Origin of the sequence: Nocardiopsis codii (assembly GCF_036327455.1) — a bacterium.
Taxonomy (GTDB): Bacteria; Actinomycetota; Actinomycetes; order Streptosporangiales; family Streptosporangiaceae; genus Nocardiopsis; species Nocardiopsis codii.
Map to the genome: position 1 here is coordinate 95,261 of NZ_JAUZMY010000022.1, position 20,698 is coordinate 115,958.

The following is a 20,698-nucleotide window of genomic DNA, read 5'->3' on the forward strand; positions in this document are numbered from 1 at the left end:
GAAGAGAAGGGCCCCCATGAAGACCCGCAACAGAATCCGCTCCGCCTCCGCCGTCGCCGCCGCCACCGCGCTGATCTTCACCCTCATGCCCGCCGGCACCGCCAGCGCGCACGGCTACGTCTCCGCCCCCGCCAGCCGCCAGGCGCAGTGCGCCGCGGGCGTCGTCGAGTGCGGACCCATCCAGTGGGAGCCGCAGAGCGTCGAGGGTCCCAAGGGCCTCACCGACTGTGCGGGCGGCAACAGCCAGTTCTCCGAGCTCAACGACGACAGCCGCGGCTGGAGCGTCACCGAGGTCGGCTCCAACCTGACCTTCACGTGGACCCTCACCGCCATGCACTCCACCGCCACGTGGGAGTACTTCGTCGGCGGCCAGCGCGTCGCCAGCTTCAACGACAACGGCGCCCGCCCGCCGTCGACCGTCCAGCACAACGTGGACCTGTCCGGCTACAACGGACGCCAGAAGGTCCTCGCCGTGTGGAACATCGCCGACACCCCCATGGCCTTCTACTCCTGTGTCGACGTCAACGTCCGCAGCTAGCCCGATCTGCTGCCCCGGGGCCTCGGCCCGGCCTCACGGCCGGACCGGGGCCCCGCCCCGTTCCGGGACGGCGGTGCGGTCGGCGCGGGTGCCGGGTGTCGCCTGCGCGGCGGGCCGAGGGGTCCGGCTACGCGGCCGTCAGGGCGGTGACCAGGTCGCCGAGTGCGTCGAAGCGCCCGTCGAAGGCGTCGGCGCCCGTCGGTGGATCCCCGACCGGCCGCCGGACGTAGGCGGTCCGCATACCCCTCGCGCGGGCGCCGCGGAGGTCCCAGGCGTGGGCGGCCACCATGAGCACGCGCTCGGGCGGGCACCCGGCCGTGTCGACGGCGAGCCGGTAGACCTCCGGGTCCGGCTTGTAGGCCTGGACGGTCTCGGCGGACAGGGCCTGGTGCCAGCGCAGCCCGGCATGTGCGTTGAGCCGCACCAGAGCGGTGCGGCTCGCGTTGGAGAGCCCGAGCACGGGGAACCGTGGAGCGAGCCGCTCCAGCGCGGCGACGGAGTCGTGCCAGGGGGGCAGGCGCCGGCCCGCTGTCGCTAGCCGGGCGACGGCCGCCGGATCGGAGAGCCCGGCCTGGTCGGCCACCCGCCGCGCCGCCTCCGCGTCGATCGTGTCGGTGTTCGCGTAGGCGCGGTGTCCTCGCGCGATGCGCAGCTGCTCGGTCTCGACGTGCCGCTGCCACGAGGCGAGCAGTGCGTCGACGGACGCGTCGTCGGATCCCGGCAGCGCCTCACGGATTCCCGCTCGCAGCCCGCCGGGCTCGTCGACCAGTGTTCCGAGGACGTCGAAGACGACGACCTCGATGTCGCGGATCCAGGACACGCGCTCTCCCGCTCGTCTCGACGTCACCAGTTCAACAGGTGACGATTTTGTCAGCGGAGCCGTTACCGGTCAAGATGGTGACGTGAATTTCGCGTTCGTGAGCGGCGATCCGGCCCTCGACCTGGCGGGAACCGTGGGCTCTCGTCGGGACGGGCCCGTCGACCTCCTGGCCGCTCCCGCCGACCTCGAACGGTGGGTGGCCGCATGTGAGGGTCTCCCCGACCGGGTCGCCGCCGACCCCGCAGGCTTCGCGTCCGCGCTCTCGTTGCGCGAGGCGGTCTACCGGCTCGCCCTCGACCGCGTGCACGGCAGGCCGTTCGACCCGGGCAGTCTCGCGATCGTCAACGGGACCGCCGCCGTGCCGACGCTCTCGGTCGAGCTCGGCGACGCGGGGCTGTGCGTGTCGGGAGACCTCCCCGCGGTGCTCTCCCACCTGGCGAGGAGCGCTGCCGCCGTTCTCGCCGACCCCCACGCCTGTCTCAAGGAGTGCGGTCGCTCCGGCTGTACCCGCGTCTACCTCGACCGTTCGCGCGGCGCCCGGCGCACCTGGTGCGGGATGGACGCGTGCGGCAACCGGGTCAAGGCCGCGGCCTACCGGGCCCGCAGACGGGCGTCGACCGCAGCCGGGAACCGGGTGCCCGGGGGGACCGCCTGACGCCGGTGCTCAGGAGACTCCGCGCGATGCGCTGCGCGGCCAGATCGCGGACGCTCGCCGGCGGGGATCGGCGGGGATCGGGCAGGCGGGGCCGCGGAGATGCGCGGTGGCCCCTCTTTTGCCCATGACATGACGAAGGCCGGTCCCGTAGGACCGGCCTTCGTGCTGGTCGGGGTGGCGGGATTTGAACCCACGACCTCTTCGTCCCGAACGAAGCGCGCTGCCAAGCTGCGCTACACCCCGAAGCAACAAGCCCAAGTCTAGCGGACGTCGGGAGTGGTCGCGAACGGGTTCTTGTCGGGCGGGACACGAGGGCCGCCGAGGGTCAGGGACCGGCCACGATGTCCAGCAGGGAGGCCTCCGGGCGGCAGCAGAACCGCACCGGGGCGTACGGCGAGGTGCCCAGACCCCCGGACACGTGCAGCCACGCGTCCCCGTACTCGTTCAGCCCCCACGCCCGACGCCGGTCGATCCCGCAGTTGGTGACGAGGGTCCCGTAGAACGGCAGGCACAGCTGGCCGCCGTGGGTGTGCCCGGCGAGGAGCAGCTGGTAGCCGTCGGCCTCGAACCGGTCGAGGTTGGACGGCTCGGGCGAGTGGAGCACGCCGACGCGCAGGTGTGCCGCCGGGTCGGCCGGTCCGGCGACCTTCTCGTAGCGGTCGAGCTTGATGTGCGAGTCGTGCACGCCGGCCAGCGCGATGTCGAGTTCGCCCGCCTTCAACGCGCCCTTGTGGTTGTTCAGGTCCAGCCACCCGGACGCGGACATGGCCGCGCCGAGGTCGCGCCAGGGCAGGTCCGGCACGCGGCGCTTGTTGTAGTCGGTCTTGCTGGTCCGCCAGAGGTAGCGGGCGGGGTTCTTCAGCTGCGGGGAGAAGAGGTCGTTGGACCCGTACACGAACGCCCCCGGGCGGTCGAGCAGCGGCCCCAGCGCGTCGATGAACGGCCCCACGGCGTCCGGGTGGGCCAGCGAGTCCCCCGTGTTGACGACCAGGTCCGGCTCGTAGGCCTCCAGCCCCCGGATCCAGTCGATGAGCATCTTCCGGCCCGGCGTCAGGTGCGCGTCGGACAGGTGCAGGATGCGCAGGCGCGGGCTCCCCGGGGGGAGCAGGGGAAGTTCGTAGCGGCGCAGCCGGAACCAGTTGCGCTCGATCACCGAGGCGTAGGTCAAGCCCGCGACCCCCACCGCACCCGTGATCGCGGCCGCGCGCCCCACGGTGCGCAGGAGTTGTCTGTTGTCGGCGCCCATCCGGCCCTCCTTCGTTGTCGAACCGATCGTCGCAGACCCGGGAGGTCCCGTGCGCAAACCGTTGGTGGCCCCGCCGGATACCGCCGTAGGATCGGTCCATGTCCGAACTCAAAGACCGCCTCAAGACCGACCTGACCACTGCCATGAAGGCGCGCGACAAGGTGCGCACCGGCACCCTCCGCATGGTCCTGGCGGCCATCTCCACCGAGGAGGCCGCGGGTTCCACTCAGCGCTCCCTCGGCGACGACGAGATCATCAAGCTGCTCACCCGTGAGGCGAAGAAGCGCCGGGAGGCGGCCGAGGCGTTCGACAAGGGCGACCGGCCCGACCAGGCCGAGGCCGAGCGGGTCGAGAGCGGGGTCATCTCCGAGTACCTGCCCCGCCAGCTGACGGACGACGAGCTGGCCGCGCTGGTCGCGGACGCCGTCGCCGAGACCGGTGCGGACAACCCCCGTGCGATGGGCCAGGTCATGAAGGTCGTCAACCCGAAGATCGCCGGGCGTGCCGAGGGTTCCCGCGTGGCGGCCGAGGTGAAGCGCCAGCTCGCCGGCTGATCCGGCGCGCCGCAGACGGGCGAGCCACTGACGGGCGAGCCGCTGCACCCGCGGCGGGGGGAGCCCGCCCCGTGACATGCGAGGGGGCGGCGGTGTCTCCACCGCCGCCCCCTCGACCGGTTCCTCAGATCAGGCCCCGGGTCAGCCCTCGTCCCTGCCGGGAGGCAGGTGTGCTGGCTGGACGGGGAGCCAGTCGTTGTCCGAGTCGGTACCGCTCGCGGTACCGCCGCCGGCGCTCAGGAACACGTTGACCGTGGCCCCCTCCGGCAACCGCGTGCCCGGGTCGGGGTTGACCGCGGCCACCGTGCCCTCGGACTCGCCGGACCGGACGCGGGTCTGGGACACGTTCACCGAGTAGCCCGCCGACTCGAGGGCGGCCACCGCGTCGTTCTCCGGCTGGCCGACCACGTTGGGCACGCCGCCGTTGTCGCTGGCGGGGCTGGCGTCGTCTTCGGGCTCGTCGGAGTTCGCCGGGGGCCGGGGCCCGGAGGTCGACCCGAACCTGCCCGGGGCCGACGGCAGCTGCTCGACGTCGACGCCCTCGTGGGCGCCCCGCATGGTCTCCTGCCAGATCGGGCCGGGGATCGTCGCCCCGTACACCACGCCGAAGTACCGGTCGCCGATGGTGACGTTGCGCAGCGGGTGCTGCTGCGGGCCGCGCGGGTCGCCGACGAAGACGGCGCTGGCCATCTGCGGTGTGAACCCGGCGAACCAGGCCGCCGCGGAACCGTCGGTGGTGCCGGTCTTGCCCGCCGTCGGACGGCCGATGCCGAGCGAGCTGGCCGTGCCGCCGTTGAAGGTCTGCGACAGCAGGTAGGCCACGCCGTCGGCGACGTCCTCGTCGATCGCCCGCGAGCACTCCGGCTCGATGTCGATCGTCGTGCCCGACTGGCGGTCCTCGATCTGGGTGATGGCCTGCGGCTCGCAGTACATCCCGCCGGAGGCGAAGGTCGCGTACGCGTTGGACACCCGCAGCGGGGAGACCTCCTCGCTGCCCAGCGTGAAGCTGCTGTTGGCGAGCGAGTTCTCGTTCTCCGTGAACTTGGTGCCGTCGGCGCGCTGGAGTCCGAGCGTCTCGGCCATCTCCATCACGTCGCAGATGCCCACCTGCCTCTGGAGCTGCGCGAAGTAGGTGTTGGACGACGCCTTGGTCCCGGACACCATGTTGTGCGTGGTGTTGGACTTGGTGTCACCGGAGTTGCTCGGTGTCCATGTGGCCAGTGTTCCGCCGTTGCAGCTGCGCTGGCCGGAAACGGACACGCTGGTCGGTGAGTTGAAGGAGGTGCCGAAGGGAAGCCCCTCGTCGAGCGCCGCGGCGAGGGTGATCGCCTTGAACGTCGACCCCGCCTGGAAGCCGCTGCTGCCGCCCCGGTTCGCGTCGGTGGCGAAGTTGATCGACGTCTCGCCGAGCTTGCTCTCGTCCGGGCCGTAGTTGCGGCTCTGGACCATGCCGAGGATCTGCCCGGTGCCCGGCTGGATGACCACCTCGGCGGCCACCTTGCGGGACTCGTTCTCGCGGGGGACCCACTTGTCGACGGCGGCCTGCCCGGCCGACTGGGTCTGCGGGTCCAGTGTGGTGTGGATCTCCAGGCCCGCGGTGCGCAGCCAGCGCGCACGCTCGGTCTCGTTGGGGCCGAAGCGCTCGTCCTGCTCGATCTCCTGGACGACGTAGTCGCAGAAGAACGGCTGGTCGCTGGGCACGCACCCGTTGGGCGGGGTGTCCAGGTCCAGTTCCATGTCCTCGGCCTTGGCCTCTTCGGCCTCCGCCTCCGTGATGGCGCCGGTGGCCACCATCCGGTCGAGCACGACGTTGCGGCGCTCGATGGTCTGCTCGGGGAAGAACCGGGGGTTGTACAGGTAGGGGTAGCGGACCAGGCCCGCGATGGTCGCGGCCTGGTGGAGTTCGAGGTCGCTGGCGGGCACCTGGAAGAAGTGCTGCGCGGCGGACTCGACGCCGTACGCGCCGTCGCTGAAGTAGGCGATGTTCAGGTAGCCCTCGAGGATCTCGTCCTTGGACATCCTCTGCTCCAGGGCCACGGCGTAGCGCAGCTCCCGGATCTTGCGGGCGATGGACTCCTCGCGGGCGTGGTCCAGCTCCTCCTGGGAGGTGGCCGCCTCGATCTGCACGTTCTTGACGTACTGCTGTGTGATGGAGGACGCACCCTCGGTGTTGCCGCCCATGGTGCGCATCGCGGCGCGGAGCGTGCCGGACACGTCCAGGCCGCCGTGATCGTAGAAGCGGGCGTCCTCGATGGCGAGGATCGCGTCGACCATGAGCGGGGAGACGTCGTCGATGTCGACGAGCTCCCGGTTCTGGTCGAAGATCTCCGCGATGACGCCGCCCTCGGCGTCGTAGATCGTGGACCGCTGAGGGGGCGGCGGAGTTTCAAGGTTGCTGGGCATGTCCAGGAAGCCGCTGGCGACGTTGCGCGCGGTGATGCCCAGACCACCGACGGCAGGGAGGGCGAGCGCGGCGACAAGAAGGCCCGCGATGACGCCTACGACGACCAGTTGGCTGATTCTTTGTAGCAATGTCCCCTGACCCACCCCATCAGACTAAGTGACCACGGACGCGCACTGTGGTGCGATCTGGACCGGATTGTGCGCGAACGCGCTGAGATGCCCGCTGTCGCGCGAGCGGTGCCCCCATGCCATCTTTTCACGGCTATCGCCGACCACTCGTTGCGCGGTTCGGCACACTGAGGGATCCGACCATCCGACGCGGAGCGCTACCGCGTCCTTACGCAATGGCCCGAGCGGGCCATCTTCAGTGAGATGGAAAGTGGGTCGAGTGGGTTCTGTTGGCGCGGCGCCCAGGTCCGTAATTTCTAGACAGCAGGGGTGGGCGTGGAACCACCGCACCCCACGCGGCAGCGGGAGCGTACCGTGTTCTTCCCACCCAACCAGAGCACGTGAGTGTCTGGGACCCCGGGAGCCCCGCTGACGCACGAATCGGGTGCGCACACAGGGGAGTAGGCCACATGTGGACCAACCAGTGGACGACGATGGCGCGTTGCCGAGAGGTCGACCCGGACGCTCTGTTCGTCCAGGGAGCGGCGCAGCACCGGGCCAAACTCATCTGTCAGGAGTGCCCGGTGCGCACCGAGTGCCTGGCTGACGCCCTCGACAACCGTGTGGAGTTCGGTGTCTGGGGTGGCATGACCGAACGCGAGCGGCGCTCGCTGCTGCGCAAGCACCCCGGCGTCCCCAGCTGGGGGCCGCTGCTGGAGGAGGCACGCAGGGAGGGCACGGGCGACCTCTCCCACTACGCGGACACCCTCGACACGGGTGTCGGCAACCCCTCCGGCTGACCGCCCCGCCCCGGGTCCTGTTCTCCGCGTCCCTCCCGACCCGTGTCCACCGGACATTCCTCGCCGCACCACCGCCCCCGTGGAGCACGACCGCGCCGAACGTCACACGGCGTCCGCCCGATGCTCGCCCGACGGGCCGTTCGCCCGACCCCGAGAACCCTCTGCGTCACGCTCCCCCGCGGCCACTGGCCGCGGCGGCGAGCGCCTCACCGATCCCCCGCAGCCCCGTCAGGTCGTGCACGTCCTCCGGCAGGGCGGCCACCTCGGCGATGCGCACACCCGGGTGCGCGGACAGCAGGGCGTCCCGCAGCCGGGTCTCGCGCCTCCGTACCCGGATCCGCTCGACGTGCAGCCGCAGTGCGGCGGCCGCCAGCGGATGGGCGGCGGACGCCTCCAGTGACGCGGCGGCCGACACGGCGTCCTCCTCGCTCAGGGCCGATCCCGCACCCTCCGCCGGCGGGTGGGTGCGGTTGACCACCACCCCGGCCAGCGGCATGGCGTCGGTGGCCAGCCGTTCCACGAAGTAGGAGGCCTCGCGCATCGCGTCCGTCTCGGGGACGGCCACCACCACGAACGCCGTTCCCGGTGTCCGGAGCAGTTGGTAGGTGCGCTCGGCGCGTTTCTGGAACCCGCCGAACACCGTGTCGAAGGCGGACACGAACGACCGCAGGTCGTCGAGGAACTGCTTGCCCACGATCCTGCCGATGGTCGAGGTCACCAGGTTGAACCCGGCGCCGAGCAGACGGAACGCACCGGTGCCGACCGGGGCGCTCAGGAACCGGATGAGCTTGCCGTCCAGGAACCGCCCCAGGCGCTTGGGCGCGTCGAGGAAGTCCAGCGCCGACCTGCTGGGCGGGGTGTCCACCACGATCAGGTCCCAGTCCCCCGACTGCCTCAGCTGCCCCAGCTTCTCCATGGCCATGTACTCCTGCGTGCCGGAGAAGCTGGTGGAGAGCGTCTGGTAGAAGGGGTTGGCGAGGATCTGCCGGGCCCGCTCCGGGTCCGCGTGCTCCTCCACGACCTCGTCGAACGTCCGCTTCATGTCGAGCATCATCGCGTGCATGCTGCCCCGGACGCCCTCGGGCAGGGGGACGGGGCGCGGGGTGTTGTCCAGCTCGTCCAGCCCCATGGACTGCGCGAGGCGCCGCGCCGGGTCCACGGTGATCACGACGGCGTGGCGTCCGCGCTCGGCGGCGCGCAGCCCCAGCGCCGCGGCTGTGGTGGTCTTGCCGACCCCGCCCGCACCGCAGCACACGATGATCCGTGTGGCGGGGTCGTCCAGGAGCGCGTCGGAGTCGAGCGCCTCCGCGCGGGGGCCCTCCCCGCCCGGGCGGTCGGCGCCCTCCACGACCGGGTTCACCGGCGCACCCCCTGTTCGACCAGGTGACGTGTGAGCCCGTCCAGGGCGGCCCGGTCCACGCCGCCCGTCAGGAGGGGCAGTTCCAGGAGGGGGCGGCCCAGGTCCTCCAGGTCCGCGCGCACCCGGCGCTCCAACCCGACCCGCAGCGCGTGCCCGCGCACCTCGTCCGCGAGGGACACCGCGAGCTCCCGTGGGTGTTCCACCTGTGCCTCCTTCAGCCCTGCGGCGAGTGCCTCGAGGTCCAGGTCCCCGTTGGCGGCGGCGTTCAGGGACGCGTCGTCGAGGAGTGGGGGGCGCACCATGTTCACCAGCACCATGCCCGCCCTGAGCCCCAGCGCGGAGATCTCCGCGATCCCGTCCCGCGTCTCCTGGGCCGGCATCTCCTCCAGGAGCGTCACGAAGTGCACCCGTGTCCGATCGGAGCGGATGACCTCCATGACCTTGTCGGCGTGGTTGCGGATCGGCCCCACCCTCGCGAGCCCGGCCACTTCTGAGTTCACGTTGAGGAACTGGGAGATCCGGCCGGTCGGCGGGGCGTCCATCACCACGGCGTCGTAGTGGAAGGGCGCGGTCGGAGGGGCGTCGGAGGGTCTGCGGCGCGCCCCGTGGCGGCGCCGCACCGCCTCGGTCGCCTTGCCGGTGAGCAGGACGTCGCGCAGCCCGGGGGCGATGGTGGTGGCGAAGTCCACGGCGCCGAGCCTGGTCAGCGCCTGGCCGGCCCGCCGCATCCCGTAGAACATCTCCAGGTACTCCAGGAGCGCCGCCTCGGCGTCGGCCGCCAGGACGAACACCCGTCCGCCGCCGGGAGCGGAGAGCATCTCGCGCTCCTCGTAGGGGAGCGGAGGGCTGCCGAGGAGGGTCGCGACGCCCTGGCGCCCCTCCACCTCGACCAGGAGCACACGCCCCCCGTCCGCGGCCAGCGCCCGGGCCAGTGCCGCGGCGATCGTGGTCTTGCCCGTTCCGCCCTTCCCGGTGACGATGTGCAGTCGCGCTCCCGCGCACGCATCCCCCGGATGCTGTGGTCCGTGCTCACGATCACTCACCCCAGGGAGTCTATGTGGGCGCCCGGTCGCGGGCGGGAGCGGCGTCTCTGTGGGCGGCGGGGAGCGCGGGTGAGTAGTGTGGCGGCGTTGACGTGCGGCGGCCCGCCTCGGTGGCGGGCCGCCTGTGACCGATAGGGGTAGGACGCATGAGCAAGTGGGAGTACCAGACGGTGGCGCTGCTGTCGCACGCCACCAAGCAGATCCTCGACAACTGGGGTTCCGACGGGTGGGAGCTCGTCTCCGTCGTGCCCGCCCCGCTCCCGGAGGGCACCGACCCGCGCAACCAGCAGTACGTCGCGTACATGAAGCGCCAGCTCTGATGGCCACCCCCGAGGAGCGGATCGCGGAGCTGGGGCTGACCCTGCCCGAGGTGGCGGCGCCGGTGGCGTCGTACACCCCGACGGTGCGCAGCGGCGGCCACGTGTACGTGTCCGGTCAGCTGCCGTTCGTGGACGGCAAGCTGCCCGCCACCGGCAAGGTGGGCGCGGATGTCACCGCGGAGACCGCCGAGGAGCTGGCCGCGCTGTGCGCCCTGAACGCCATCGCGGCGGTGCGCGCCGAGATCGGCGAGCTGTCCGACGTGGTCAGGGTGGTCAAGGTGGGCGGCTTCGTGGCGAGCACGCCCGAGTTCACGGGGCAGCCCGGTGTGATCAACGGGGCCAGTGACCTGCTCGCCCAGGTGTTCGGCGAGGCGGGCGTGCACGCGCGCGCGGCGGTCGGTGTGGCGGCCCTGCCGCTCGACTCCCCGGTCGAGGTCGACATGATCGTCGAGGTCCGCTGAGCGGTTGTCCGTGAGGCGGGGGCGGTCGCGCCGGGCTGTGGCGCGGCCGCCGGCCCGAGCCCCAGGAGGGTACGCCGATGCCAGAGCAGGACGCTGCCGCCCGACCCCGGCCGGCCGCCACGGTGATGCTGCTGCGCCCGGCACGGAGCGGCACGGCCGCCGGCGGCCGGGTTGCGTCCGACCGCTCGGACGGGCCCATGGAGGTCCTGCTGATGCGCAGGGTCCGCTCCATGGGCTTCGCGCCGGGCGCGTACGTCTTCCCCGGAGGCGGGGTGGACGGGAGGGACGCCGACGGCGGTCTCCCCTGGACGGGCCCGTCCCCGGAGGAGTGGGCGCGGACGCTCGGCACCGACGTGCGGACGGCGCGTGCGCTGGTGTGCGCCGCGGTCCGCGAGACCTTCGAGGAGACCGGTGTGCTGCTGGCCGGCGAGCCGGAGCGCGCCGGGGAGCCTGCCATCACCCTCGACACGGCGTCGGAGGAGTGGGAGCGGGACCGGCTGGGGCTGATCGACCGCTCCCGCTCCTTCACCGAGGTGCTCTCCGGGCGGGGGCTGGTGCTGCGGTCGGAGTGGCTGCGGGCGTGGTCGCGCTGGATCACCCCCCGGGCCCAGCCGCGCCGTTACGACACCTGGTTCTTCGCCGCCGAGCTTCCGCCGGGGCAGACCTCGCGCGACGTCGGCGGAGAGGCCGACCTCACGGCCTGGACCGACCCGTCCCTGGTGGCCTCGGAGTGGGAGGCGGGGCGTATGCCCATGCTGCCGCCCACGGTGGTCACGTGCGCCGAACTCGCCGGCTGCCGGACCCTGGAAGGAGTGCGGAAAGCGCGGCGGGATATCGTCCCCTTTGAACCGGACATTCGGGAAGTCGACGGTCAGATCCGCGTCGTCGCCCCCGACGGGGTGGACTACCCCCTGCCGAAGCCCGGCGCGGCCCCGTGAGGGTCCTCACGTCATGGTGTGGATCGCGTGGCCGCGGATAGGTTTCGGGGCGTGCCCTTCCGGCCGTCCCCCAGGCCGGTCCGGGTTCGGCGATCGAAGCGAGGTGCGATGAGGATCGACGGTTCCGGGACGCTGCGCGCCAGTTGTGTGCTGTGCCCCAACCCTGGCCCGATGACGTTGGAGGGGACCAACACCTGGATCCTGCGTGAGCCCGGTGCCCGCGGGGTCGTGGTCGTCGACCCCGGCCCCCACGACGAGCGCCACCTGGAGAGGGTGGCGCGGACCGTGCAGGAGCAGGGGGCGCAGGTCCAGATGACGGTGGTCACCCACCGGCACCCCGACCACTCGGAGGGCGCCCGCTACTTCGCGGAGCTGACCGGGGCCCCTGTGCACGCGGTCGATCCGGAGGTGCGGGTCGGCGGCCACGGGCTGTCCGACGGCGACACGCTGGAGGCCGACGGCCTGGCGGTGACGGTCGTCGCCACCCCGGGGCACACCGACGACTCCGTGTGCCTGCTGGTGGGCTCCGACAACGCGATCCTCACCGGGGACACGATCCTCGGCCACGGCACGACCGTGATCGACGGCGACGACGGTCTGGGCTCCTACATGGAGTCGCTGTACCGCTTGCAGGACCTCGTGCGGGACCGCGGCGTGCGCACCCTCCTGCCGGGGCACGGTCCGATCCTCACCTCGCCCGCCGAGGCGCTGTCCACCTACATCGCCCACCGGGAGGCGCGCCTGGCGCAGGTCCTGGACGCCGTGAACACCGGCGCGACCGGGGTCGAGGAGGTCGTGGACCGCGTCTACCCCGACGTCGACGAGCAGATCCGGTTCGCCGCGGCGTCGTCGGTGCGCGCCCAGCTGCGCTACCTGGCCTCGCGCGGTGAGCTTCCGGGGGAAGTCGAGGCGTAACCGCCGTCCGTGGCTTCGGGAGCGGGCCGCACGGGCCCGTCCGGTCGGAGGGGTCCGTCCGCTCCGGCCGCAGGCGCGGCTCCGGGACCACGGGACCCGGGAAGCGCTGTGGCCGCCCACCCCGGAGGGAGAGCGGCCACACAGCGGTGCCTGCCCGGGCGCTAGCGGGCCCGGCGGCGCATCCGCTCGACGTCGAGCAGGACGACGGCCTTGGCCTCGATGCGCAGCCAACCGCGCAGCGCGAACTCGGCGAGGGCCTTGTTGACCGTCTCGCGAGAGGCGCCGACCAGCTGGGCGAGCTCCTCCTGGGTGAGGTCGTGGTGGACGTGCAGGCCGTCCTCCCCCTCCTTGCCGAACTTGTCGGCGAGCTCCAGCAGGGCCTTGGCCACACGGCCGGGCACGTCGGTGAAGACGAGGTCCGCCATCACGTCGTTGGTCCGCCGCAGCCTGGCCGCCAGCGCCTTGAGCAGCTGGAGCGAGACGTGCGGGCGGCTCGAAAGGAACGGGCGCAGGTCGTCGTGGCCCAGCCCGGCGAGAACCGAGTCGGTCACGGCGACGGCGCTCGCGGTCCGCGGGCGGGGGTCGAACAGCGACAGTTCGCCGAACATCTCGCTGGGGCCGAGCACCCCGAGCAGGTTCTCGCGACCGTCCACCGCCGTGCGGGTCAGCTTGACCTTCCCGCTGAGGATCACGTAAAGGCGGTCGCCCTCGTCACCCTCGCTGAACAGGGTCTGTCCACGGCCCAGGCGCACCTCGCTCACCGAAGAGCGGAGCGCGGCCGTGTCCTCCTCGTCGAGCGCCTCGAACAGAGGGGCCTTCCGCAGCACCTCGTTGATCTCGTCCACCACACGTCCTCCTCAGAACCTGACCGTCAACAGTGTGACGTATATCGCACCCGGGTGTGAAACCCGGCCGTCGCCTCGGCTTGCCCGCCGGGAGGCAACGCGCCCACAACTGCCGACGTCAGCCCATGCGATCCTAGTCGTAATCAGCCTGTATCAAGGGCTGTCCGCGCCGCGTCACCGGACATTGGTTACATAATCCCGGCCATCGGCCGAAACGACGGCCGATTCCCGTAAGCATGACGAACTTACGGTGAACACGGAGGCCCGCCCTGTCGGGGCGCCTACCCTGTGACGATGCCCCGTGACACGCCTGACGCGCCATCCGCGCCCGCGGAGACCCACACCCCCACCGGTGAGAGCCGGCTCGCGCTGGTCCGCCGCGCGCGCAGGATGTACCGGGAACTGGTCGAGCTGTACCCGGACGCCCACTGCGAACTGAACTTCACGACCCCGCTGGAGCTGCTGGTCGCGACGATCCTGTCCGCGCAGTGCACGGACAAGCGGGTCAACCAGGTCACTCCGGCGCTCTTCGACCGCTACCCCGACGCCGAGGCCTATGCCGCGGCCCGGCGCGAGGAGATGGAGGAGGTCATCCGTCCGCTCGGCTTCTTCCGCGCCAAGACGAACAGTCTCATCGGGCTCGGTCAGGCACTGTGCGAACAGCATGGCGGAGAGGTTCCAGGGAACCTCTCCGACCTGGTCAAACTACCCGGTGTGGGGCGAAAAACCGCAAATGTACTGCTAGGTAATGCCTTCGATGTGCCCGGGATCACCGTGGACACCCATTTCGGGCGGCTGGTCCGGCGTTTCGGGTGGACCGACGAGGACGATCCGGTGAAGGTCGAGCACGCGGTGGGCGAACTGTTCCCGTCGAAGGACTGGACGATGCTGTCCCACCGGGTGGTCTGGCACGGGCGCCGGGTCTGCCACGCCCGCAAGCCCGCCTGCGGCGCGTGCGGCCTGGCCCGCTGGTGCCCCTCCTTCGGGGAGGGGCCGACGGATCCCGAGACGGCCGCCGGCCTGCTGCGGATGCGCTCCTTCGCCTGACCCCGGTCCTCCGAGGCGGACGTGCCGGGGACGCGGACCGGCGGGGAGCGCCGGCCACGCTTTGTACTCTGATGGTGTGATCGTTGACACCGGCGTCCCGAGACGGCCGTCCCGTGCGCGCGGACGCCTCCGCGGCCCCGTCTCGCGTCCCCCGCCGCGCGGTCGGAGACCGTCCGACGGTCGGCGGGCACTCGGACGGGCGCGTCCGTGTCCGGAGAACCCGTGTCCGGAGAACGGGGGCCGGGCCACGGCGCTCGGCACGGGATCCCCCGGGCCGGACCGCTGGATATGGTCCCACCACATGACGACCCACGGGAGCGGGGCGGGCGGCACGGAACCGGCCGCTCCGGGAACACCCCGGAACATCCCGGTGCGGCCCGCGACCGCGGCAGCACCGATCCACCACCGGCGCGACAACCCCCGGAACAGGCTCCACGTATGAACTCGACCCCGCTCTGGCTGGCCTCGCTCGCGGACGCCGCCAAGACGATGACCGTGCCCGGGCCCATGCGGCCGCCGGTGAACGGCGGCCGCGAGTCGGCCGTCCTCATCCTCTTCGGCGTCGGACACAAGGGGCCCGACCTCCTCCTCATCCAGCGCAACGCCGGCCTGCGCCGCCACCCCGGGCAGCCGGCCTTCCCCGGCGGTCGGATCGAGCCGACGGACGCCTCCGTCGAGGCCGCGGCCCTGCGGGAGGCGGAGGAGGAGACCGGGGTCGTCCCCGCCGGCGTCGACGTCGTCGGACGCCTCCCCGAGCTGTACCTGAGCTTCAGCGACTTCAGAGTGGCCCCCGTCCTCGGCTGGTGGCGAGAGCCCTCCGAGGTGCGCCCCACCGACCTGGGCGAGGTCGCCGCCGTCTCCCGGGTGCCGATCGCGGACCTCGCCGACCCGGCCAACCGGGTCGTGGTGCGCTACGGGGGCGGGGTCCGGTGGGGGCCCGGTTTCCGGGTCGACGGCATGCTCGTGTGGGGTTTCACCGGTGCGATCATCGACAGCCTTCTCGCCATGGGCGGCTGGGAACTTCCGTGGCGCGACGAGGGTCTCACCGACGTGTTCGAAGCCACCCCCCAGGGCCTGCGGCCGGTCGGGTAGCGCTGACTCTTGGAGGGCATTGTGCTCGACGTGGTCCTGATCGTCCTGTTGCTGCTGTTCGCGGTGACCGGTTACCGGCAGGGTTTCATCGTCGGTGTCTTCAGTTTCGCGGGTTTCATCGGAGGGGGCGTGCTGGCGGCCCTGGCCGCCCCGGACCTGATCCAGACCTGGGTGGAGGACCCCGGGCGGCAGGCGCTCCTGGCGATCGCCGTGGTGTTCCTGGCCGCCGCGCTCGGCCAGTTCCTCTGCTCCTACCTGGGCACCCTCGTCCGCAACAGGGTCACGTGGGACTCCGCCCGGGTCGTGGACGCGGTGGGCGGCGCCGTGGTCAGCGGGCTCTCGGTGCTACTGGTCGCCTGGTTCATCGGCAGCACGGTCGCGAACTCGGCTCTGCCGTTCGTGGCGGGCCAGGTCAAGGACTCGCGCATCCTCCAGGCGGTGGACACGCTGATGCCCGAGTCCGCCCACAACGGCTTCTCCACGTTCCGCCGGGTCGTGGACCAGAGCGCGTTCCCGCAGGTGTTCAGCGGTCTCGGCACCGGTGAGCTGGCCGAGGTGGAGCCGCCGGACCCGGACGTGCTCACCACCCCGGAGCTGATCGAGGCGAGCCGCAGCGTGGTGAAGGTGCTGGGGACCGCCCCGTCCTGCCAGCGCCGGGTGGAGGGGACCGGCTTCGCCTTCGGGGACGACCGGATCATGACCAACGCGCACGTGGTCGCCGGGGTCACCGACGACATGCGGGTCGTCACCCGGGACGGCTACCAGCTGGACGCCACCCTGGTGCTGTTCGACGCCCAGCAGGACCTGGCGGTCCTGCACGTCCCGGGCCTGGACCTGGAGCCGCTGGAGTTCACCCACGAGGCCCCGCAGGGGGGCGACGCGGTCGTGGCCGGGTTCCCGCGCAACAGCGGCTTCACGGCCGTCCCGGCGCGCGTGCGGGCCCGTCAGACGGCGCAGGGGCCGGACTTCTACCACTCGCAGCAGGTGAGCCGGGAGATCTACCAGGTGCGCGCGGTGGTGCGCCCCGGCAACTCCGGCGGGCCGCTCCTCGCCCCGGACGGCACGGTCTACGGGGTCGTGTTCGCCGCGGCCACCAACGAGCCGGAGACGGGCTACGTGCTCACCGCGGACGAGGTCGCGGAGAACACCGCGGAGGGGCTGCGGTCCACGGCGGAGGTCTCCTCCCAGACCTGCGACTGACCCGCCGTCCGGGTGGGCCCGCGTCTGCCCCGTCGGACGCCGGGCCCGCCCACGGAGGTGCGGCCCGGCGCCCCCGTCGGCGGGGTCAGGTGGGGCATGTGAGTCCTGCGCAGGTTCCGTACGCGCACCGGCGAAGCGGATGGGGTCTGAGAGCCCCCGTGCGCGGCCCTGGCCGCCCACCGCGCGGCCGGGCGGGACGTGTGCCGGGTCCCGTCCCCGCGTTCGGTGAGGGCCGTCAGAGGCGGGTCCCGCCGTGGCCGGGACCGGTGTCCCCGAGGGGTCGGTGGTGCGGTCCTCGTCGCGACCGGGCCCTGTGGGCGCGCGGTGCGTGCCCGGACCGCCGCCGCACCGGGGCGGGCCCGTGAGTGGAGACCGCTCCGTCCACAGGCGGACACCGGGTCTTCCGCCGATCAGCCCGCACCGGTTCACTGGATGTACAGGGGGACCGCTGTCGCGGTCGGCACGGTGCTGCCCGCACTCCGCCGGCCCCGAACCGGCGTCGGGGCCGGAACCGCGTCGGGCCCCGCATCCAGTCGGGCCGCACCTGCCGGGCCGCACCTGTCGGGCCCGGGTGCTCGCCCCTGGGGAGGCCCGATCCCGAGGATCCCGACCCCGTGGGCCCGTCCCGGTAAAGCCCACACCCTGTCGGCCCGCGCCCCCCGTGGGGCCCGCGCCCCGGCCCCGCCGACACCGCGCACGCGAACGGGCGCCCTCCCCGAGGGGAGGACGCCCGTACCGACGTCTGTTGACCGCGTCCGGACCTAGTTGGAGCTGGGGTCCGGCGCGTGCTCGTTCGTCAACGGCCAGCTCATGCGCACGACGGTGCCCTTGTCGCTGGGGTCGATCTTCACCTCGTCGGCGAGACCGGTGATGACCGCCAGGCCGAGGCCGGGGGAGAACCCGGAGATTCCGCCGGGAGGAGTGTCCTCACCGTCGAGGAAGAGCCCGTCCAGCATGGCCGTGTTGACCGTCTCCACCGTGTCCTTCGCTGGGGCACGGTCGGAGACGACGACCTCGAAACGTTGTGCCGCGCTCCCGTTGGCGCGCAGGGTGAGGCTCGTGGGGTCGGTGCGGGAGTCCGACCCCGGATCAGGCCCGTTGCCATCGATCAGCTGGAGCAGGATCGGCTGTGTGGGGCAGTGCAGCTTGTGTGCGGCCACCGCCCGGGAACACGCCTCACCGACCGCCAGTCTGATCTCGTCGATCGCTGAGGCGGCGATGCCCGCCCGCCGTGCCACGGTCGCGGCCATGAGCCGTGCCGTGCGCACGTGGGCGGGAAGCGCGCTGATCGTGAGCGTGATGGTTGCCATCGCTCGCTCGGGGCTACTTCGCGGAACGCTTGTCGATGGCTTCCTGTACCGAGCCGTGAATACCGAAGACCTTGGTCAGACCGGTGATCCGGAAGATCTTCAGGATGCGCTCCTGGGTACAGACCAGGTCGAGCGTCCCGTCGTGCGCCCGGACGCGCTTGAGCCCGCCCACAAGCACACCGAGGCCCGTCGAGTCCAGGAACTCCACCTTCTCCATGTTGACCACGAGGTGGAAGTTACCCTTGTTGACCAGGTCGATCAGCAGCTCGCGGAGCCGGGGCGCGGTATAGACATCGATCTCACCCTCAACGACGACGATCTCGGTGTCGCCCTCGGTGTAATGATCAAGCTTCAAGTCCACTAGTCCTCCAGCGCCGAACCGCGAAAAAATCGCGAATGATCTCTGCCGGGCGTTACCCCACCAGCACGCATTCAACCACGGGTGTCGAGTGCGTCTTCCTGTGATGAACAGAAAAACCGTGACACCGCGCCACTCTTCCCCCGGATGTCACACTGAAACCGATGTCCCGGTGCGGCACCCTTCGTCGGAGGCCGTGGTGACTACCGAACACGCACCTGTGAGGAGGGGTCTCGGATGAGGCGATCGGAGCCCGTGCTCCCCGGTGTGTGGCGTGACGATACCCGGTACCCGCAGGTGACCCACATCGAGCAGGTGGCCCGTAACGAGGGCGTGAGCGGGGAGTGGCCGGGGTGGACCGCGCCCCACCTGGTCGAACGGCTCGCCGAGAGGGGGATCACACGTCCGTGGTCCCACCAGGCTGAAGCCGCCGACCTCGCACGCTCGGGCCGTGATGTGATCATAGCCACCGGTACCGCCTCGGGAAAGTCACTTGCCTTCCTCATGCCCGCTGTGGACGCGGTTGACGCCGGCGGAACCGTGCTCTACCTCTCCCCCACCAAGGCACTCGCCCAGGACCAGTTGCGGTGGATATCGGACCTGGGTCTTTCGGACATGCGGGCGGCGGTCTACGACGGCGACACGAGTGTCGAGGAGCGCTCCTGGGTGCGCGAGCACGGCAACTACGTGCTGACCAATCCGGACATGCTCCACCACGGGATCCTGCCCCGCCACGGGGCCTGGTCGCGCTTCCTGCGCAGGCTGCGCTACGTGGTGATCGACGAGGCCCACCGGTACCGGGGCGTCTTCGGGTCGCACGTCGCCCAGATCCTGCGGAGGCTGCGCAGGATCTGCGCCCGCTACCGGTCCGAGCCGGTGTTCGTGCTGGCCTCGGCCACCTCCGGCAGCCCGGCGGAGAGCGCCACCCGGCTCACCGGGGTGCCCGTCACCGCGGTCAGCGAGGACGGCTCGCCCCGTCCGGGGATGTCCGTCGCCCTCGTGGAGCCGGAGCTCACCGACCTGACCGGCGAACAGGGGGCGCCGGTCCGCCGGACGGCCCCGTCCCAGGCCGCGGAGATGCTCGTCGACCTGGTGCGGGACCGGGTGCGCACCCTGGTGTTCGTGAGGTCGAGGCAGGGGGCGGAGGTGGTCGCGTTGACCGCGCAGCGCCTCCTGTCGGAGCGGGGCGACCACGATCTGGCCGCCAGGGTGGCCGCCTACCGGGGCGGCTACCTGCCCTCCGAGCGGAGGGAGCTGGAGGAGGCCCTGCGGTCGGGGGAGCTCCTGGGGCTGGCGAGCACCAACGCCCTGGAGCTGGGCGTCGACATCAGCGGACTGGACGCCGTGCTCATCGCGGGATGGCCGGGGACCCTGGCCTCCCTGTGGCAGCAGGCCGGGCGCGCGGGGCGGCGCGGCGACGACGCCCTGGCGGTGTTCATCGCCCGGGACGACCCGTTGGACACGTACCTCGCACACCACCCGGAGGCCATTTTCGGCCGGTCCGTCGAGGCCACCGTCCTGGACCCGGAAAACCCCCACATTCTGGGTCCGCACCTGTGTGCGGCGGCCCAGGAACTGCCGATCACGAAGGACGACTTCACTCTCTTCGGGGAGACCACCGAGGACCGCCTGGCCGATCTCGTGGAGAGGAATCTCTTGCGAAAGCGCCCACGGGGCTGGTTCTGGACGAGCAACGAACGGGCAAGCGACCTGGCCGATATCCGCGGGGCGGGTGGTCCCCCGGTGCAGATCGTGGACACCGCCAGCGGCCAGCTCCTCGGCGAGATCGACGAGGCCGCCTCCCACGGCACCGTCCACCCGGGCGCGGTGTACCTCCACCAGGGGTCCACGTACCTGGTGGACGATCTCGACCTGGACGAGGGCGTCGCACTGGTCCACGGCGCCGAACCGCCGTACAGCACCTGGGCGCGGGACACCACCGACATCACCGTGCGCTCGGTCCTGCGCCAGGAGACGTGGCCGAGCGGCGCGACCGTGCACTTCGGCGAGGTGGAGGTGGTCCGCCAGGTGGTGGGGTTCCTCAAGCGGGATGTGCGCACGGGCTCGGTCCTGGGGGAGCAGTCGCTCGAACTCCCCGAGCGGACGCTCCACACCCGCGCGGTGTGGTGGACCCTGCCGGCGGAGGGCGAGGCGAGGCTCCGCGGGGAGGACGTGGCGCTGCTGGGCGCGGCGCACGCGGCCGAGCACGCCGCGATCGGCATCCTCCCGCTGCTGGCGACCTGCGACCGGTGGGACATCGGCGGGGTCTCCACCGCCGTCCACGGCGACACGGGCAAGCTGACGGTGTTCGTCTACGACGGGTACGAGGGCGGTGCGGGTTTCGCCGAACGGGGTTACTCCGAGGCGCGCGCTTGGCTCACCGCGACCCGTGCGGCGATCGCCGACTGCGAGTGCGACCAGGGGTGCCCGTCGTGCATCCAGTCACCCAAGTGCGGCAACGGCAACGAGCCCCTGAGCAAGTCCGGCGCCCTGCGCCTCCTGGACGAGGTGCTCGGCGGGAACGGGGCAACGGCGCCCGGCGCGGACGCGGCGGGGGCCTGAGAGCGGCTTCCCGTGTACGGGGGAAGGGCTGTCCACAGGCTGTGGACGGTCAGTCGATCCCCCCGCCCCGCGTGGGACCCGGGGGCAGCGGCTGCCAGGACTCCGGACGGAACCGCGGTCCGC

General features: G+C 71.9%; 20 protein-coding genes and 1 tRNA gene. 12 read left to right on the top strand and 9 right to left on the bottom strand.

Annotated elements, in window-relative coordinates; genetic code table 11:
- Positions 1-16: 16 nt before the first annotated feature.
- Complete coding sequence (locus Q8791_RS21235) at positions 17-538, top strand: lytic polysaccharide monooxygenase auxiliary activity family 9 protein (RefSeq protein WP_330093510.1); 522 nt, start codon at positions 17-19, stop codon at positions 536-538.
- A gap of 127 nt (positions 539-665) precedes the next feature.
- Here the strand turns inward: Q8791_RS21235 and Q8791_RS21240 are convergent, their stop codons facing one another.
- The gene (locus Q8791_RS21240) at positions 666-1,358 is read right to left on the bottom strand and encodes a haloacid dehalogenase type II (protein ID WP_330093551.1); all 693 of its coding nucleotides are present in this window, start codon (positions 1,356-1,358) and stop codon (positions 666-668) included.
- Positions 1,359-1,440: 82 nt separating this feature from the next.
- Between Q8791_RS21240 and Q8791_RS21245 the strand changes: the two genes are divergently transcribed.
- Complete coding sequence (locus Q8791_RS21245) at positions 1,441-2,013, top strand: CGNR zinc finger domain-containing protein (RefSeq protein WP_330093511.1); 573 nt, start codon at positions 1,441-1,443, stop codon at positions 2,011-2,013.
- A 166-nt stretch (positions 2,014-2,179) separates the two neighbouring features.
- Here the strand turns inward: Q8791_RS21245 and Q8791_RS21250 are convergent.
- Together Q8791_RS21250 and Q8791_RS21255 are read right to left on the bottom strand one after the other, a co-directional pair.
- Positions 2,180-2,256 (bottom strand) — tRNA-Pro (locus Q8791_RS21250).
- Between the two features lie 82 nt (positions 2,257-2,338).
- Complete coding sequence (locus tag Q8791_RS21255; RefSeq protein WP_330093512.1) at positions 2,339-3,259, bottom strand: metallophosphoesterase; 921 nt, start codon at positions 3,257-3,259, stop codon at positions 2,339-2,341.
- A 98-nt stretch (positions 3,260-3,357) separates the two neighbouring features.
- Here Q8791_RS21255 and Q8791_RS21260 point away from each other — a divergent pair, with 98 nt between their 5' ends.
- On the top strand, positions 3,358-3,813 hold the full coding sequence (locus Q8791_RS21260) for a GatB/YqeY domain-containing protein (protein ID WP_330093513.1): 456 nt from the start codon (positions 3,358-3,360) through the stop codon (positions 3,811-3,813).
- A 141-nt stretch (positions 3,814-3,954) separates the two neighbouring features.
- On the opposite strand, the gene Q8791_RS21265 is transcribed toward Q8791_RS21260, so the two are convergent.
- Positions 3,955-6,345, bottom strand: coding sequence for a penicillin-binding protein (locus Q8791_RS21265; protein WP_330093552.1), 2,391 nt, complete (start codon positions 6,343-6,345; stop codon positions 3,955-3,957).
- Between the two features lie 449 nt (positions 6,346-6,794).
- Between Q8791_RS21265 and Q8791_RS21270 the strand changes: the two genes are divergently transcribed.
- Positions 6,795-7,124, top strand: coding sequence for a WhiB family transcriptional regulator (locus Q8791_RS21270; protein ID WP_330093514.1), 330 nt, complete (start codon positions 6,795-6,797; stop codon positions 7,122-7,124).
- Positions 7,125-7,290: 166 nt separating this feature from the next.
- Here the strand turns inward: Q8791_RS21270 and Q8791_RS21275 are convergent, their stop codons facing one another.
- Together Q8791_RS21275 and Q8791_RS21280 are read right to left on the bottom strand one after the other, a co-directional pair.
- The gene (locus Q8791_RS21275) at positions 7,291-8,484 is read right to left on the bottom strand and encodes an ArsA family ATPase (RefSeq protein WP_330093515.1); all 1,194 of its coding nucleotides are present in this window, start codon (positions 8,482-8,484) and stop codon (positions 7,291-7,293) included.
- Positions 8,481-9,527, bottom strand: coding sequence for an ArsA-related P-loop ATPase (locus Q8791_RS21280; protein WP_330093516.1), 1,047 nt, complete (start codon positions 9,525-9,527; stop codon positions 8,481-8,483). The genes Q8791_RS21275 and Q8791_RS21280 overlap by 4 nt, the downstream gene beginning before the upstream one ends.
- A 146-nt stretch (positions 9,528-9,673) precedes the next feature.
- On the opposite strand from Q8791_RS21280, the gene Q8791_RS21285 reads away from it, so the two are divergent.
- The 4 genes from Q8791_RS21285 (at position 9,674) to Q8791_RS21300 (ending at position 12,161) form a co-directional block, all read left to right on the top strand.
- Positions 9,674-9,847, top strand: a complete 174-nt coding sequence (locus tag Q8791_RS21285; RefSeq protein ID WP_267947456.1) for a DUF4177 domain-containing protein — start codon at positions 9,674-9,676, stop codon at positions 9,845-9,847.
- Positions 9,847-10,308, top strand: a complete 462-nt coding sequence (locus Q8791_RS21290) for a RidA family protein (RefSeq protein WP_330093517.1) — start codon at positions 9,847-9,849, stop codon at positions 10,306-10,308. Before Q8791_RS21285 ends, Q8791_RS21290 begins: the two co-directional genes overlap by 1 nt.
- Before the next feature lie 77 nt (positions 10,309-10,385).
- On the top strand, positions 10,386-11,246 hold the full coding sequence (locus Q8791_RS21295; protein WP_330093518.1) for an NUDIX hydrolase: 861 nt from the start codon (positions 10,386-10,388) through the stop codon (positions 11,244-11,246).
- A gap of 108 nt (positions 11,247-11,354) precedes the next feature.
- Positions 11,355-12,161, top strand: a complete 807-nt coding sequence (locus Q8791_RS21300; RefSeq protein WP_330093519.1) for an MBL fold metallo-hydrolase — start codon at positions 11,355-11,357, stop codon at positions 12,159-12,161.
- A gap of 161 nt (positions 12,162-12,322) precedes the next feature.
- Here the strand turns inward: Q8791_RS21300 and Q8791_RS21305 are convergent, their stop codons facing one another.
- Positions 12,323-13,009, bottom strand: a complete 687-nt coding sequence (locus tag Q8791_RS21305) for a Crp/Fnr family transcriptional regulator (RefSeq protein ID WP_267947460.1) — start codon at positions 13,007-13,009, stop codon at positions 12,323-12,325.
- A gap of 291 nt (positions 13,010-13,300) precedes the next feature.
- On the opposite strand from Q8791_RS21305, the gene nth reads away from it, so the two are divergent.
- The 3 genes from nth (at position 13,301) to Q8791_RS21320 (ending at position 16,345) form a co-directional block, all read left to right on the top strand.
- Entirely contained in the window at positions 13,301-14,053 is a 753-nt protein-coding gene (gene nth / locus Q8791_RS21310; protein ID WP_330093520.1) for an endonuclease III, read from the top strand.
- Positions 14,054-14,491: 438 nt separating this feature from the next.
- Complete coding sequence (locus Q8791_RS21315) at positions 14,492-15,145, top strand: NUDIX hydrolase (RefSeq protein ID WP_330093521.1); 654 nt, start codon at positions 14,492-14,494, stop codon at positions 15,143-15,145.
- 21 nt (positions 15,146-15,166) lie between these two features.
- The gene (locus tag Q8791_RS21320) at positions 15,167-16,345 is read left to right on the top strand and encodes a MarP family serine protease (RefSeq protein WP_330093554.1); all 1,179 of its coding nucleotides are present in this window, start codon (positions 15,167-15,169) and stop codon (positions 16,343-16,345) included.
- A gap of 761 nt (positions 16,346-17,106) precedes the next feature.
- On the opposite strand, the gene Q8791_RS21325 is transcribed toward Q8791_RS21320, so the two are convergent.
- Positions 17,107-17,655 (bottom strand): ATP-binding protein, encoded by a 549-nt coding sequence (locus tag Q8791_RS21325; protein ID WP_330093522.1) that lies wholly within the window; start codon positions 17,653-17,655, stop codon positions 17,107-17,109.
- Positions 17,656-17,668: 13 nt separating this feature from the next.
- Positions 17,669-18,016 carry an STAS domain-containing protein gene (locus Q8791_RS21330; RefSeq protein WP_159944311.1) on the bottom strand — a complete coding sequence of 116 codons (348 nt, stop codon included), beginning with the start codon at positions 18,014-18,016 and terminating at the stop codon, positions 17,669-17,671.
- Between the two features lie 234 nt (positions 18,017-18,250).
- On the opposite strand from Q8791_RS21330, the gene Q8791_RS21335 reads away from it, so the two are divergent.
- Positions 18,251-20,575 carry a DEAD/DEAH box helicase gene (locus Q8791_RS21335; RefSeq protein WP_330093523.1) on the top strand — a complete coding sequence of 775 codons (2,325 nt, stop codon included), beginning with the start codon at positions 18,251-18,253 and terminating at the stop codon, positions 20,573-20,575.
- Positions 20,576-20,698: the final 123 nt, after the last annotated feature.